This is a genomic window from candidate division KSB1 bacterium (assembly GCA_034506395.1).
GTDB lineage: Bacteria > Zhuqueibacterota > Zhuqueibacteria > Thermofontimicrobiales > Thermofontimicrobiaceae > Thermofontimicrobium.
On the sequence record JAPDPQ010000059.1, the window covers coordinates 1 to 15,345 of the forward strand.

The following is a 15,345-nucleotide window of genomic DNA, read 5'->3' on the forward strand; positions in this document are numbered from 1 at the left end:
TGTCGGTTCTGCAACAAACATACGATGCATAAAGAAACTCGTTAATTGAGTCAGGCCAGTAGCTCAATTGGCTAGAGCACCGGTCTCCAAAACCGGTGGCTGGGGGTTCGAGTCCCTCCTGGCCTGCCAATATCAGAAGACGATTGATTGAATGGAGCCGAAAACAAACAATGTTTGAGAAGATCAATAGATTTTTGCAAGAAGTCAGACAAGAAATGGCTAAGGTAAGCTGGCCGAGCCGTGATGAGCTCAAAGGGACAACCATTATCGTCATTGTTCTGACCATCGTTCTATCCGTATTTATCTGGTTAACTGATAAGGTTCTTGAGGGGCTGTTGAAAATCATTTATTAGAAAAATTTAATGGTATGTGAGGCTTTGGAAGATCAAGAGAAAAAATGGTATGTGGTGCATGTCCTGTCGGGTCATGAGAACAAGGTGAAAGCTTATCTGGAGAGCGAAGTGAGTCGATTGGGGCTTCAGCATAAGATCAGCAACATTTTGGTGCCGACAGAAAACATCACTGAGATGCGAGATGGCAAAAGAAAGACCAAGAGCAAAATTTTTTTCCCCGGTTACATATTGATTGAGATGGTGCTAGATGTTGAGACCTCGTATTTAATTTCAAATACACCGGGTATCACCAGTTTTGTGGGCTCTAAAAATAAGCCGCAACCACTCCGTCCCGACGAGGTGAAACGAATTTTGGGGCGTGTAGATGAGGCAAAAAGCCGGGAGTTCTTGAATGTCCCGTTTCGAGTGGGTGATCCCATCAAAGTGATTGATGGACCATTTACCGATTTTACTGGCGTAGTTCAAGAAGTGAACGAAGAGAAAAACAAAGTGAAAGTTATGGTCAGCATTTTTGGCCGATCAACCCCGGTCGAGCTGGATTTTTTACAGGTAGAATTGGAGAAATAAATTTCATATGGCAAAAAAAGTCATTGGATCAATCAAATTGCAGGTGCCAGCAGGCAATGCCAATCCTTCACCCCCGGTCGGCCCAGCGTTGGGACAGCACGGGGTGAACATCATGGAGTTCTGCAAGGCATTTAATGCGCGCACTCAGGATCAGAAGGGTTTAATTATCCCCGTGATCATCACTGTCTATGCGGATCGGTCGTTTAGTTTTATTACAAAAACACCGCCCGCTGCTGTGCTATTGAAAAAGGCCGCTGGCTTAGAGAAAGGTTCCGGCGAGCCAAATCGCAAGAAGGTTGGCAAGGTGACCAGTGCTCAGGTGCGAGAGATCGCTGAACTCAAGATGAAAGACCTCAATGCGTTTACAATCGAAAGTGCGATCAAAATGATCGAGGGAACAGCCCGGAGCATGGGAATAACGATTGAAGGGTAAGATAGGATCACTCCATTATCGAATATGTTGGAGATACAATGAAGCGAAGCAAACGTTACATACAAGCTGCTGGTAAAATCGAAAAAGGCAAAGCATATACTCTGGATGAGGCTATTGCGCTGTTGAAATCCACTGCCAGCGCGAAATTCGATGAATCCGTCGAAGTGGCAGTGAATCTGGGAGTCGATCCAAAATACGCTGATCAAATGGTCCGTGGTACGGTAACATTGCCCAATGGGACTGGAAAAACGGTCAGGGTTTTGGTATTGACCAAGGGAGCTAAAGAGAAAGAAGCGCTGGATGCAGGGGCAGATTACGTGGGGTTGGATGAATATATTGAAAAAATCCAACAGGGTTGGTTGGATTGTGATGTGATCATTGCCACTCCAGATGTGATGAGCGTAGTAGGAAAGCTCGGAAAAATACTAGGACCAAAGGGCATGATGCCCAACCCAAAGAGCGGGACGGTTACTTTCGATGTGGGCCAAGCGGTGCGAGAAACCAAGGCCGGCAAGATCGATTTTCGCGTGGATCGTAATGGCATCCTTCATGTAGCAGTTGGGAAGATTTCTTTCGAGGTGACAAAAATTAAAGAGAACATCAAGGCATTTTTGGAGACGGTATTACGGCTCAAGCCTCCCACTGCAAAAGGACAGTATCTGCAGGCTGTGTCATTATCGACTACTATGGGGCCTGGAATTAGATTGGATCGGGCAGCTTTATTAGATGAACTGAAGTAGTGGGTTTATATAGTAGAAGGATCTTAGTCAATGGCTAAACCAGAAAAAGAGCAAAAAGTGGAAGAGATCGTAGCGAAGCTCAAATCGGCGTCTGGGGTTTATGTGGCAGATTATCAGGGCTTGAATGTCGCGGAGATCAGCGATTTACGAAGCAAGCTACGAGAATCAAAAGTGGAATTTACCGTTGTCAAAAATACATTGGCGCGGATTTCTTTGGATCGTGTAGGGTTGTCGGAGTTAGGCAAATATCTGACTGGCCCGACTGCTCTGGCGTTTTGTTTGGCAGATCCAATTCAGGGCGCGAAGATTTTGTTCGATTATCATCGACAAAATGAAAAGCTTGGGCTGAAAGCTTGTGTATTCGATAATCAAGTTTATGATAAGAGCTACATTGAGCAGATCGCCAAATTGCCGAGCCCTGAAACGATCAAAGCCCAGGCGATCGGAATGCTCTCTGCCCCATTGAGAAATTTCGTGGGAGTGTTGAACAATTTATTAAGCTCATTGGTTGTCGTGCTATCTGAAATTCAAAAGCAACGAGAAACAAAAGTCGACAATTAGACTTGTACACAGTAAATTTTTACGGAGGATAAAAGATGTCCGAATTACAAGAAAGCAGCGCTCAGGTGGAAACTCGAACGGTTGAGGAACAGGCTGCTCCAGCGAAAAAAACTGCTGCGAAAAAAGGCGGCGATGGTGTGAGTAAGATCGTCGAGACGATTGGAAATTTGACCGTGTTGGAATTGGTTGAATTGATCAAAGCATTAGAGGATAAATTTGGTGTTTCGGCGCAAGCGGCTGTCATGGCTCCGGTGGCAATGCCGGGTGTTGGTCCAGCGGCGGCGGCTCAGCCTCAAGCTGAAGAAAAGACCGAATTCGACGTGATTCTCTCCAATGTCGGCGACAAGAAAATCCAGGTCATTAAGGTGGTCCGTGAAATCACTTCGCTTGGATTAAAAGAAGCCAAGGACCTGGTCGATTCAGCCCCGAAGCCAATTAAAGAAGGCGTTTCTAAGGAAGAAGCTGAGACGATCAAAAAGAAATTTGAAGAAGTTGGCGCCACGGTTGAAATTAAGTAGCCATCGCGCAGCTTCTACCATGACAAATCTTCTTCAGCCAGCAAGGTATTCCATCGGTTGAAGATATTTTCATTTTTAAAAGCCAATAATAGCAAAGGGGTTAGTCTCTTCATGCTGATGACAAAAAAGAACAGAAAGTCATTTGCAAAAATTGCATCAGTTGCAGAATTGCCGGATTTGCTCAATATCCAATTGCAATCGTTCCAAGAATTTTTGCAGCCCGATGTCGATCCTGAAAAGCGGGAGAACAAAGGGTTACAGGCGGTTTTTAACAGTATTTTTCCAATAGTTGACAGCCGAGAGAATTTCATCCTCGAGTTTGTCGCTTATTATATCGAAAAGCCGAAATATACGGTTAAAGAGTGCCAGGAACGGGGTGGCACCTATTCAGTTCCGCTGAAAGCGAAATTGCGCCTATCGATTAAAGACCCTGATAGTGGCAGCGAAGAGATCAGCGATACGATCGAACAGGTGGTCTACCTGGGCAATATTCCGGTCATGACCAATCGGGGCACGTTTATCATTAACGGGGCTGAGCGAATAGTGGTGAGCCAGTTGCATCGCTCGCCTGGTGTGTTTTTTGATGAGATGAAGCATCCGAACGGGGCCAAAATGTATTCGGCCAGAATCATTCCGCTCCGTGGGTCTTGGTTGGAATTTTTGACGGACATCAATGACGTCATGTACGTCTATATTGATCGACGGAAAAAATTCGCTGTGACCACCTTGCTTCGTGCGCTCGGCTACTCATCAGATCTGCAACTGTACCAGTTGTTTGACATGGTGGAAGAGATTCAACTCAATGACCCCAAAATTGAGGAATATATCGGCCGAACCGTTCTGCTTGACGTGATCGATTATGAGACCGGTGAGATTGTGTTGGAGCGCGGCTCTGTGTTCGATGCAGACGCATTGCTCCGGCTCCGAGAAACCAATATCTCCAGCATCAAATTTTTAAAGCAGAGCGGAACGCTCTCGCCTGAGGTGATGAATAACACCCTCAGCAAAGACCCATCTAAATCTGAGGAAGAAGCTCTCACATTGATCTATCGGCAATTGCGATCGGGTGATCCACCAGATATTGAAACGGCGCGAGCATTGGTCGATCGGCTGTTTTTCAATCCGAAGCGGTACGATCTGGGCGATGTGGGGCGTTATCGATTAAATAAAAAGCTGGGCCTGAAGATCAACCCCAACATCACGGTGCTGACGCGGGATGATATTATTGCCATCACCAAATATTTAATCGATCTGCGGAATGGCAAGCGTTCCCCTGATGACATCGATCATCTTGGCAACCGACGTATCAAGACTGTGGGTGAACAACTGGCGGCGCAGATGAGCGTTGGCCTCTCGCGAATGGCGCGGACGGTTAAGGAACGGATGAATCTGCGGGAAAATGAGAACCTGACTCCCCAGGATCTGATCAATGCGCGGACGATCCTGTCGGTGATCAATACATTTTTTGGTACCAGCCAGTTGTCCCAATTTATGGATCAGACCAATCCATTAGCAGAGATGACCCATAAGCGTCGTCTTTCAGCGCTGGGTCCTGGTGGATTGACGCGCGAGCGCGCTGGTTTTGAAGTGCGTGATGTTCATTATACCCATTATGGTCGACTGTGTCCCATCGAGACCCCAGAAGGTCCCAATATCGGCCTGATCTCGTCATTGACGACGTTTGCGCGCATCAATGAACTTGGTTTCATCGAAACCCCCTATCGGAAAGTGGTAAACGGCCGTGTGACCAACGAGATCGAATATCTATCTGCTGATGATGAGGAACAACTGTATATCGCTCAAGCGAATGCCCCCATTGACGACGAAGGCCGGTTTTTGGAGGAACGTGTCCAAGTTCGGAGGCAGGGAGATTTCCCATTGGTCTCCCCCAATATGGTGAATTATATGGACGTTTCTCCGACCCAGATGGTGTCTGCGGCCGCGTCGTTGATCCCTTTCCTCGAGCATGATGACGCCAATAGGGCTTTGATGGGATCGAATATGCAGCGCCAAGCAGTACCGTTGCTCAAGCCTGAAGCGCCGCTGGTTGGGACCGGAATGGAAGAGAAGGTCGCCCGAGACTCTCGTGCCCTGATCATATGCAAACACGATGGGATTGTGGAAAAGGTCTCAGCCAATGAAATCGTAGTTCGCTGCACCGAAGACCCCAACACTTCAGAGCTCGATCGGCAGAGATTATTGGACTTTGATCGGGATGAATTTGATCGCTATGAATTAGATAAATTTGTTCGGACCAACCAGGATACTTGTATCAATCAGATCCCATGCGTGAAAGCTGGAGATCGGGTGAAAGCAGGGGATGTTCTTGCGGATGGATGTGCCACTCAGGGTGGAGAATTGGCGTTAGGCAAAAATGTCCTGGTGGCTTTCATGCCGTGGCGGGGCTATAATTTTGAAGATGCCATTGTGATCTCTGAGCGGATTGTTCAGGAAGATATTTTCACTTCCATCCATATTGAACAATTTGAGCTTCAAGTGCGCGATACCAAACGGGGCGAAGAAGAACTGACCCGTGAGATTCCCAATATTAGCGAAGAGGCCACAAAAGATTTGGATGAGAACGGGATTGTTCGCGTTGGAGCCGAGGTCAAAGAGAACGATATCCTGGTTGGTAAAGTGACCCCAAAAGGCGAAACAGATCCAACGCCAGAAGAAAAGCTTTTGAAGGCGATCTTTGGTGAGAAGGCAGGCGATGTCAAAGACGCGTCTTTGAAAGCGCCCCCAGGACTTAAAGGAGTGGTGATCGATACCAAATTGTTCTCGCGAAAGAAGCGGGACGCGAAAACGAAACGACAAGATAAAAAGAAAACCGAAGAGCTGGAACAATGGCTCACTGCTGAGAAGCAGCGCATCCGACGCCTGAGAGACAGTAAGCTGATCACGGTTTTGGACGGTCAATCGTCTGCTGGAATCCGTGATATTGAAACGGGAAAGGTGGTCATTCGGGCGAAAGCCATTCTGAAGAAAGAGGCTTTGGCCGAGATCGACTTTGACCGACTGGACCTGACCAAGCCACTGGTGGAAGATGAGGAACGCAATAAGCTGATCAGTGAAATATTAGAGAAATATTATGAGCGGCTGGCAGCATTAGACGAGGAATATGAGACCCGAAAGTTTAAGATCACTGTTGGTGATGAATTGCCGCCAGGTATCGTTCAATTGGCCAAAGTCTATGTTGCCAAAAAGCGAAAACTCATGGTGGGCGATAAGATGGCAGGCCGGCACGGAAACAAGGGTGTAGTCGCCAAGATCGTCCCCGTCGAAGATATGCCGTTCATGGAGGATGGGACTCCCGTGGATGTGGTGCTCAATCCTTTGGGGGTGCCGTCGCGAATGAATTTGGGCCAGATTATGGAGACCAATTTGGGTTGGGCGGCGAAAATGCTTGGCCTCAGTTACGCTTCTCCGGTGTTCGATGGCGCCAGCGAAGAGGAAATTCGGAAGGAGATGGAGAAAGCTGGTCTACCATTGAGCGGCAAAACCATCCTGTATGACGGGCAAACAGGTGAGCCGTTCGATAACCCAGTCACAGTCGGCTACATTTACATGATGAAGCTCTCTCATTTAGTGGAAGATAAAATTCATGCGCGTTCCATTGGACCATACTCGCTGATCACTCAGCAACCTTTGGGGGGCAAAGCCCAATTTGGTGGCCAACGGTTCGGCGAAATGGAGGTCTGGGCGCTTGAGGCGTATGGCGCAGCTCATACCTTGCAAGAGATCCTTACGGTCAAATCGGATGACGTTCGAGGTCGCTCCAAGGTTTACGAGGCGATCGTGAAAGGGGATAATTTGCCAGAACCGGGACTGCCAGAATCGTTCAACGTATTGATTCGAGAGCTGATGGGATTGGGGTTGGATGTTGAACTCCTGGATATCAAAGATGGTCGTCCCTAAGTCCCATTTATCCTCCACGCCAAGCATCTGATCAACTCCAGGGTTTTTGTGAGTTGATGAGGAATTGGCTCGTCAGTCAGATCAATCATCTAAATCGATTTGAGCACTGTTTCGGACCAAGCGTTGGTTTTAGCGAGCCGCAATCTCCGGAAATGAACATGTCCTTGGAAATAGGTTGTCAATGGTTGAATGTGAAATCGAGCAGAGCCGATAATCGATTTCGACAATTGATCTGCTGAATCGCTGGATGAATTGAAGAAATCATTAAGTGGATTGGTTGCAATCCGTTTTGGAATAAAAATGAGGTTCACAAAACATAATCTATTGTGGAAAGGAAGGGGATAATCCCTCGATGATGTCATTACGACCCGAAATGAGCAGCAAGATGAATTTTACGGCGATATCGATCAACCTCTCGTCGCCGGATAAGATTCTTGAGCGTTCCCATGGAGAGGTGACCAAGCCCGAGACGATCAATTATCGCTCGTTCAAACCGGAGAAGGATGGTCTTTTTTGCGAAAAGATCTTTGGTCCGGTTCGCGATTGGGAATGTCATTGTGGAAAATATAAGCGGATTCGATATAAAGGGATTATTTGCGATCGCTGTGGTGTTGAAGTGACCATGAAAAGCGTTCGTCGCGAACGCATGGGGCATATAACATTAGCTGTGCCAGTGGTTCATATTTGGTATTGGAAATCGCTTCCATCGAAGATCGGCTATATTTTGGGAATGAGTATGGCCGAGCTGGAAAAGATTATTTACTATGAATCATATGTGGTCATTCAACCTGGGAAAACTGGTTTAAAGCCCAAAGAATTGATCAGTGAAGACGAATATTTCAGGATCATCAGTGAATTCCCAGAAATCACTGACGAGTCGGTGCCAGAGGAAGAGCGGTTTATCGTAAAGATCGGAGGGGAAGCCATTTTAGATCTGCTCAAGCGGACCGATATCGATAAGCTGTCTGAGGAGCTTCGGCATCAGATTCTAGTGGATTCTTCGATTCAACGCAAAAATGAGGCTTTGAAACGGCTGAAGGTGATTGAGGCGTTCAAGCGAAGCCGGTTTCACAAAGAGAACAAGCCAGAATGGATGGTGATGACTGTTATCCCAGTCATCCCTCCAGAACTACGGCCATTGGTCCCATTAGAAGGTGGTCGCTTTGCGACTTCGGATTTGAACGATCTTTATCGCCGCGTTATCATTCGAAACAATCGTCTGAAAAAGCTTCTGGAGATCAAGGCCCCGGAAGTGATTTTGCGCAACGAAAAACGAATGCTGCAAGAAGCGGTGGATTCGTTGTTCGATAATGGGCGCAAGGCTGCGGCTGTTCGATCCGATGGGAATCGGGCTCTGAAGTCGTTGTCCGATATGCTGCGCGGAAAACAAGGTCGGTTCCGTCAGAATTTGTTAGGCAAACGAATTGATTATTCAGGCCGCTCTGTAATCGTTGTTGGTCCCGAATTAAAGATGCACGAATGCGGCCTTCCTAAGGAAATGGCGTTGGAGCTGTTCAAACCGTTTGTGATTCGCAAACTGGTCTCGCGTGGATTGGTAAAGACGGTGAAGAGCGCCAAAAAGATGGTTGAAAAACGGGGCAACGAAGTATGGGAGATTCTTGAGGAGATCATCGAAGATCATCCTATCTTGTTGAACCGTGCCCCGACGTTGCACCGATTGGGCATTCAGGCATTTCAGCCAGTTCTTATTGAAGGAAAAGCCATTCAGATTCATCCCCTCGTTTGCGCGGCGTTCAATGCCGATTTCGACGGGGATCAAATGGCAGTTCATATTCCGTTGTCGTTTTACGCCCAGGTCGAGACCAAGATTCTGATGCTATCGACCCATAATATTCTTTCCCCGGCAAATGGTCGTCCCATTGCCATTCCCAGCCAGGATATGGTGCTCGGATGTTATTATTTGACAAAAGCGAAACCCGGGGATCTCGGAGAGGGCAAAATGTTCTCTAGTCCTGAAGAGGTTCTCCTGGCCTATGAAAATAAAGCGGTCGGGCTTCATGCGAAAATTAAGGTGCGGATGAATGGCAAATTGATCGAAACCACCACAGGACGAGTGATTTTCAATCAGATCGTCCCAGAGGGGATCGAGTATATCAATGAACTGCTGACCAAGAAACGATTAGAAGAGATAGTTGCCAATATCTATAGCAAGTTGGGAAACTTGGTCACGGCGGTTTTCTTGGATAAGATCAAGGAACTCGGCTTTTATTATGCCATGAAGGGTGGTATTACCATCGGCATGGACGACGTCATTACGCCAGAGGAAAAGCCGCAGATCTTGCAGAAGCGCATGGCCGAAGTTGAGAAGATCATGAAGCAGTATGAGAATCAGATTATCACTGATGGGGAGCGCTACAATAAGATCATCGATATCTGGACGCATACCACCAGCGATGTGGCTGAGACCATGTGGGAAAAATTAAAGAAAGCCGATAACGGCTTTAATCCGATCTACATGATGGCTGACTCTGGCGCTCGGGGGTCCCGAGAGCAGATCCGTCAATTGGCAGCGATGCGTGGCTTAATGGCTAAACCGCAGAAAAAGATGACCGGTGAGATGGGCGAGATTATTGAGAATCCCATCATGTCCAATTTCAAGGAAGGACTGACCGTGTTGGAATATTTCATTTCCACACACGGGGCTCGGAAAGGTTTGGCCGATACCGCGCTGAAAACGGCTGACGCTGGATATCTCACGCGTCGCCTGGTGGATGTGGCTCAGGATGTCATCATCAGTGAAGAGGATTGTGGGACCATTTTGGGATTGCGGATCGGCGATCTCAAAGAGGGTGAGGAAGTCATTGAGCCGTTGCGTGATCGAATTTTGGGCCGTGTGGCTGCTGAGGACGTGTTCGATGAAAAAGGCAATGTATTAGTTGAAGCAGGCAAGCTCATCGACGAGGAGACAGCAGATCTCATTTATAACGCCGGCATTGAGACCGTGAACATTCGTTCAGTATTGACCTGCGAGTCCAAGCGAGGCGTTTGTCGCCTCTGTTACGGCAGAAATCTGGCCACTGGAAAACTGGTCAATATCGGTGAAGCGGTAGGTGTCATGGCGGCACAATCTATTGGAGAACCGGGGACACAGCTCACACTGCGAACGTTCCATATCGGTGGTACTGCTGCTCGAATTGCCGCTCAGTCCCAGGCTACTGCGAAACAGGATGGGATCGTCGTCTATGAGAACCTCCGTTATGTGGAACGCAATGAAGGCTACTATATAGCAATTGCCCGGAACGGAAAAATCAAACTGCTTGATGATGATAATCGGACGCTATCGGTCTACATTGTCCCCTATGGCGCTGAGATTTTGGTGAAAGCAAATGATCGGGTCACGAAGGGGCAGGTCATGTTCCGATGGGATCCCTATGTGACCGGAATTTTAGCATTTCACTCCGGCCGCGTTGAATTTATTGATATCATTGAGAACGTTACTTATCGCGAAGAGGCTGACGAAGCGACGGGATTGCGGCAGCGGGTGGTGATCGAGTCGCGCAACCGAAGTTTAAGTCCACAGATTCGGATCGTGGACGAACAGGGCAACGAGCTGAGCTCATATATTCTGCCAATTCGAGCCTCGATCCAGGTGAAAGAGGGTGATATGGTGAAAGCAGGCGATTATCTGGTGAAGATCCCGCGCGAGATCGCGAAAACAAGGGACATCACGGGTGGTTTGCCCCGCGTGGCGGAATTGTTTGAAGCTCGTCGCCCCAAAGAGCCTGCCATTGTAAGCGAAATCGATGGTCGCGTCAAATTCGGTGAAATCCGTCGTGGAGTCCGAAAAATCACGGTGACATCGCGCGACGGTCAGGAGGAGAAGGTTTATCAGATCCCGTATGGGAAACATATTCTGGTTCATGACGGCGATTTTGTCGAAGCTGGAGAGAAACTCTGTGAAGGTTCTGTTGCTCCGCATGATATTCTGAATATCATGGGCGCCAATAAGGTCCAGGAATATCTGGTGAACGAAATCCAAGAGGTCTATCGGCTTCAGGGCGTCCGGATCAATGATAAGCACATCGAGGTGATCGTCCGTCAAATGCTCCAGAAGATCAAGGTTGAGGATCCTGGTGATACCTATTACCTACCTGGAGATCAGGTGGACCGACTGACATTTCAGGAGGAAAATAATAAGATTCGCGGGATGGTTGTGATCACAGATCCTGGGGATGCTGATGTGAAGGTCAACGATCTGATGACGCGGACCGAATTTGACCGCATGAATCAGAAGCTGACAAAAGCGAAGAAAACGCCGGCTAAAGCGCGGCCAGCACGTCCTGCCACGTTCCAGCCGTTGCTATTGGGAATTACGAAGGCTTCATTGACTACGGAAAGCTTTATTTCTGCTGCATCGTTCCAGGAGACCACGCGCGTATTGACAGATGCCTCGATTGAAGGCAAGATTGATTATCTGCGAGGACTCAAGGAAAATGTGGTGATGGGAAACCTGATCCCCGCTGGGACCGGGCTGAGCAAATATAAGAAGATAAAGGTCTATAGCCCGATGGAGGAAGAGGAACCTCCAAAAGAGCCAGCAAAGCCCGAGGACGCGACAAAGGCTGAAGAGCTAACTATGTAGTGCCTAAACGAAGACAATGGAATTTGAACTAAACGTGTCATTTCGAACAAAGTGAGGGATCTGGTGGTCTTGAGATTGTTGCTCTTACGGATTCCTCTCCCCTAACCAAGGGCTGAAATGATAGGAAGCTGAGTTTTCGTTCAAGCACAATGTAGCAGGTTTCAAAAAATTAACGATGGTAAAAAAAAACATTGCTATTTTAATATTTTTTCTTTATATTTTGCATCCCAAAAAATGGAGTTAGAGATTGCCAACAATTAATCAACTAGTCAGATTAGGTCGGAAGAAAGTTACTAAGAAAACATCGGCGCCGGCATTGACAGGGGCGCCGCAACGTCGCGGGGTATGTACTCGCGTCTATACCACTACGCCTAAAAAACCCAACTCAGCGCTCCGCAAAGTGGCTCGCGTTCGTTTGACGAACGGTTTTGAAGTCACCGCATACATCCCTGGCGAGGGCCATAATTTGCAGGAGCACTCGATTGTACTAATTCGAGGAGGACGTGTAAAGGATCTGCCAGGGGTGCGCTACCATATCATTCGAGGCGTTTTGGATACTGCTGGTGTTCAGGATCGTCAACAAGGCCGATCCAAGTACGGGACTAAGAAGAAAAAGAGCTGATTCTATCCAGCAAGTTGATGCGTTAACTTTCTAAAAAACGCAAAGCGAACGCGATAACGATGGATCAGTCGCAAACCAAGCACCTATATAAATAGCAAAGCGCCAATGGGTTGTGGCGATTTTGCGAAGCATAAATTGGATAGTTGCTAATCAGAAATAACCGTGAAAAATTATGTCGAGAAAAAAGAAAGTTGTTGCTAGAGAAGTCCTGCCAGACCCTAAATATAATAGCATTGTGGTAACGAAGTTTATTAATAGCTTGCTGAAGCGTGGGAAGCGAAGCGTTGCGGAAAAGATCTTTTACAATGCCATTGAAAAGATCGAAGCACGGACCGGCAAAAATGGTCTGGAAATTTTTCATAAGGGTTTGGATAATGTAAAGCCGATTTTGGAGGTGAAATCGCGCCGTGTTGGAGGTGCCACTTATCAAGTGCCTGTAGAAGTGAGCGAAAGTCGACGACAGGCGTTGGCAATCCGATGGATTATCAGCTTCGCTAAGGCCCGTCATGAAAAAACCATGGCGGACAAATTGGCTTCAGAACTGATTGCTGCATCAAATAACGAAGGCGCATCAATTAAGAAACGAGAAGATACCCACAAAATGGCGGAGGCTAATAGGGCTTTCGCTCATTTTCGCTGGTCATGAAGAAATGGTGAAATGACCGTCGCTCTGAAGTCGCGAAATCAGTCATTTCATCCGCTCCATCATTTATCTTCTCCACAACTTTAGAGAGCGATGACTAAAACCCGATTGAACTCTCTAAACATGTTTAGTGGAGTTTTTTATGTCTGGAAATAGGAGGCTGGAACAGATCCGAAATATCGGGATAATGGCTCATATTGATGCGGGCAAGACAACGACCACAGAACGAATTTTATATTACACTGGCAAAGTCCATCGGATTGGTGAGGTGGATGAAGGGACTGCAACCATGGATTGGATGCCGCAAGAGAAAGAACGCGGCATCACCATTACCGCAGCAGCGATCAGTTGCCAATGGAAGAACCATCAAATTAACATTATCGATACCCCGGGTCATGTAGATTTCACCGTTGAGGTGGAGCGCAGTCTGCGAGTACTGGATGGGGCAGTGGCGGTGTTTTGTGGTGTTGGTGGGGTCGAACCTCAGTCTGAAACAGTATGGCGTCAGGCAGATAATTACAATATCCCGAGAATATCTTTCATCAACAAGCTGGATCGAATTGGCGCCGATTTTTTCAATGCGGTCGATATGATCAAGACCCATCTCGGCGCAGTTCCATTAATGGTTCAAATCCCAGTGGGAGAGGGCGACCAATTCAGCGGCGTTATCGACTTGATTCAAATGAAATATTTGGTATTCGATGAATTCAGTTTGGGTGCGAAGGTCGAAACGCTTGAGATTCCAGCCGAATACCAGCAACGCGCGGCTGAGTATCGCAGCCAGATGCTGGAAGTGTTATCCGAGCATGATGACGCCATCTTGGAAAAATACATTGAAGGTGCTCCCATCGAGGCGAACGATATCAAAGCCGCGATTCGACGAGCCACCATTGCGGTAAAGTTGACACCAGTTTTATGCGGCTCAGCGCTGAAAAATAAAGGTGTTCAACCATTACTCGATGCAATCGTCGATTATCTTCCTTCACCTTTGGATATTCCGCCGGTGAAAGGGGTTAATCCAAAAACCGGTCGAGAAGAACGGCGTCAAGCTTCGGATGATGAGCATTTCAGTGCGTTGGCATTTAAGGTTGCCACTGACCCATTCGTTGAGAAACTGGTATATATCCGCGTCTATTCGGGAATGGCGCGGGTTGGACAAAGTGTTTATAATAGCAATACTGGCAAACACGAACGGATTGGACGAATTTTATTGATGTCGTCCAACAAACGGGATGATTTGAAAGAAGTGCACAGTGGAGAAATTGTAGCTATTACTGGATTTCGGACCACAAAAACTGGGCACACGCTGTGTGTTGACAAACATCCCATCGCGTTCGAAAGCATGAAGTTCCCTGAACCAGTGGTTTCTGTGGCGATCGAGCCAAAGACGAAGGCGGACCAAGACCGATTGGTCGAATCGCTGGCCCGATTGGCGGATGAAGACCCAACTTTTCTGGTAAAAAACGACGAGGAGACCGGGCAGACGATCATCTCTGGGATGGGCGAGCTTCATCTCGATATCATCGTCGATCGGCTGACGCGCGAGTTTCGAGTGAAGGCCAATGTGGGCAAGCCGCAAGTCGCTTATAAGGAATCGATCACTACAATTGCCCGGGCCGAAGGAAGATTTTTTAAACAAATTGCGGGCAAAAATCAATTTGCTCATGTGGTCTTGGAAATTGAGCCGAACCAGATGGGTGGTGGCTTTAAATTTGATAATCTGGTATCCAGCGAAAAGATCCCAAAACAATTTATTCATCCGATCGTTGAGGGGATTAAAGAAGCAATGGTTGGAGGGGTGTTGCTTGGCTACCAGATGATCGATGTGACGACGAAACTGGTTGACGGCAGCTATGACGAGCAGGACTCTACGGAGCTCGCTTTCAAGATTGCTGCCTCCATGGCATTTCGCAGTGCAGCAGAAAAAGCGAATCCAGTTTTATTAGAACCAATCATGCGAGTGGATGTGACGGTCCCCGAGGAATATCTCGGAGAAGTGATTAATTTTCTAAATTCGAAGCGCGCCAAGATCAACAAGATGACGATGCGGAAGAATTTACAAATTGTCTCGGCCACCGTTCCACTCAGCGAGATGTTTGGATATACGACCATGTTACGATCTTTGACCCAGGGAAGAGCCACTCATACCATGGAATTTTCGCATTATGAGCGGTTACCCGAGGAGCGAATCCAGCAAATGATGGCTGGAACCTATTCCTTTAAGTAACGGATTTTGAGAAAAAGAAACGATTTTTTTAATGGAGGATTGAGTCATGGCGAAGGAGAAGTTTCAGCGGACGAAGCCGCATGTGAATATAGGGACGATAGGGCATGTGGATCATGGGAAGACGACGTTGGTGGCGGCGATTACGCACACGTTAGCGCGA

At 47.5% G+C, this 15,345-nt stretch carries 12 protein-coding genes and 1 tRNA gene; all 13 read left to right on the top strand.

Annotated elements, in window-relative coordinates; translation table 11 throughout:
- The first annotated feature begins 52 nt into the window (after positions 1 to 52).
- Positions 53 to 129: transfer RNA gene (locus tag ONB37_19880), tRNA-Trp, on the top strand.
- Between the two features lie 41 nt (positions 130 to 170).
- Entirely contained in the window at positions 171 to 353 is a 183-nt protein-coding gene (secE, locus tag ONB37_19885; protein ID MDZ7402423.1) for a preprotein translocase subunit SecE, read from the top strand.
- A gap of 9 nt (positions 354 to 362) precedes the next feature.
- Positions 363 to 920 carry a transcription termination/antitermination protein NusG gene (nusG, locus tag ONB37_19890; GenBank protein MDZ7402424.1) on the top strand — a complete coding sequence of 186 codons (558 nt, stop codon included), beginning with the start codon at positions 363 to 365 and terminating at the stop codon, positions 918 to 920.
- Between the two features lie 7 nt (positions 921 to 927).
- Entirely contained in the window at positions 928 to 1,353 is a 426-nt protein-coding gene (gene rplK, locus ONB37_19895) for a 50S ribosomal protein L11 (protein ID MDZ7402425.1), read from the top strand.
- Positions 1,354 to 1,391: 38 nt separating this feature from the next.
- Complete coding sequence (gene rplA, locus ONB37_19900; protein MDZ7402426.1) at positions 1,392 to 2,093, top strand: 50S ribosomal protein L1; 702 nt, start codon at positions 1,392 to 1,394, stop codon at positions 2,091 to 2,093.
- Positions 2,094 to 2,123: 30 nt separating this feature from the next.
- Positions 2,124 to 2,654 (top strand): 50S ribosomal protein L10, encoded by a 531-nt coding sequence (rplJ, locus tag ONB37_19905; GenBank protein MDZ7402427.1) that lies wholly within the window; start codon positions 2,124 to 2,126, stop codon positions 2,652 to 2,654.
- 137 nt (positions 2,655 to 2,791) lie between these two features.
- Positions 2,792 to 3,172 carry a 50S ribosomal protein L7/L12 gene (rplL, locus tag ONB37_19910; protein ID MDZ7402428.1) on the top strand — a complete coding sequence of 127 codons (381 nt, stop codon included), beginning with the start codon at positions 2,792 to 2,794 and terminating at the stop codon, positions 3,170 to 3,172.
- A 111-nt stretch (positions 3,173 to 3,283) separates the two neighbouring features.
- Complete coding sequence (gene rpoB, locus ONB37_19915; protein MDZ7402429.1) at positions 3,284 to 7,090, top strand: DNA-directed RNA polymerase subunit beta; 3,807 nt, start codon at positions 3,284 to 3,286, stop codon at positions 7,088 to 7,090.
- 355 nt (positions 7,091 to 7,445) lie between these two features.
- Positions 7,446 to 11,693: a DNA-directed RNA polymerase subunit beta' gene (rpoC, locus tag ONB37_19920; GenBank protein MDZ7402430.1), complete on the top strand. Its 4,248-nt coding sequence runs from the start codon at positions 7,446 to 7,448 to the stop codon at positions 11,691 to 11,693.
- A gap of 247 nt (positions 11,694 to 11,940) precedes the next feature.
- Complete coding sequence (rpsL, locus tag ONB37_19925; protein MDZ7402431.1) at positions 11,941 to 12,315, top strand: 30S ribosomal protein S12; 375 nt, start codon at positions 11,941 to 11,943, stop codon at positions 12,313 to 12,315.
- Between the two features lie 172 nt (positions 12,316 to 12,487).
- Positions 12,488 to 12,961, top strand: coding sequence for a 30S ribosomal protein S7 (rpsG, locus tag ONB37_19930; protein ID MDZ7402432.1), 474 nt, complete (start codon positions 12,488 to 12,490; stop codon positions 12,959 to 12,961).
- 139 nt (positions 12,962 to 13,100) lie between these two features.
- Positions 13,101 to 15,185 carry an elongation factor G gene (gene fusA / locus ONB37_19935; GenBank protein MDZ7402433.1) on the top strand — a complete coding sequence of 695 codons (2,085 nt, stop codon included), beginning with the start codon at positions 13,101 to 13,103 and terminating at the stop codon, positions 15,183 to 15,185.
- 46 nt (positions 15,186 to 15,231) lie between these two features.
- Positions 15,232 to 15,345, top strand: a 114-nt coding sequence (locus ONB37_19940; protein MDZ7402434.1) for a GTP-binding protein, incomplete at its 3' end; no start/stop codon positions are given.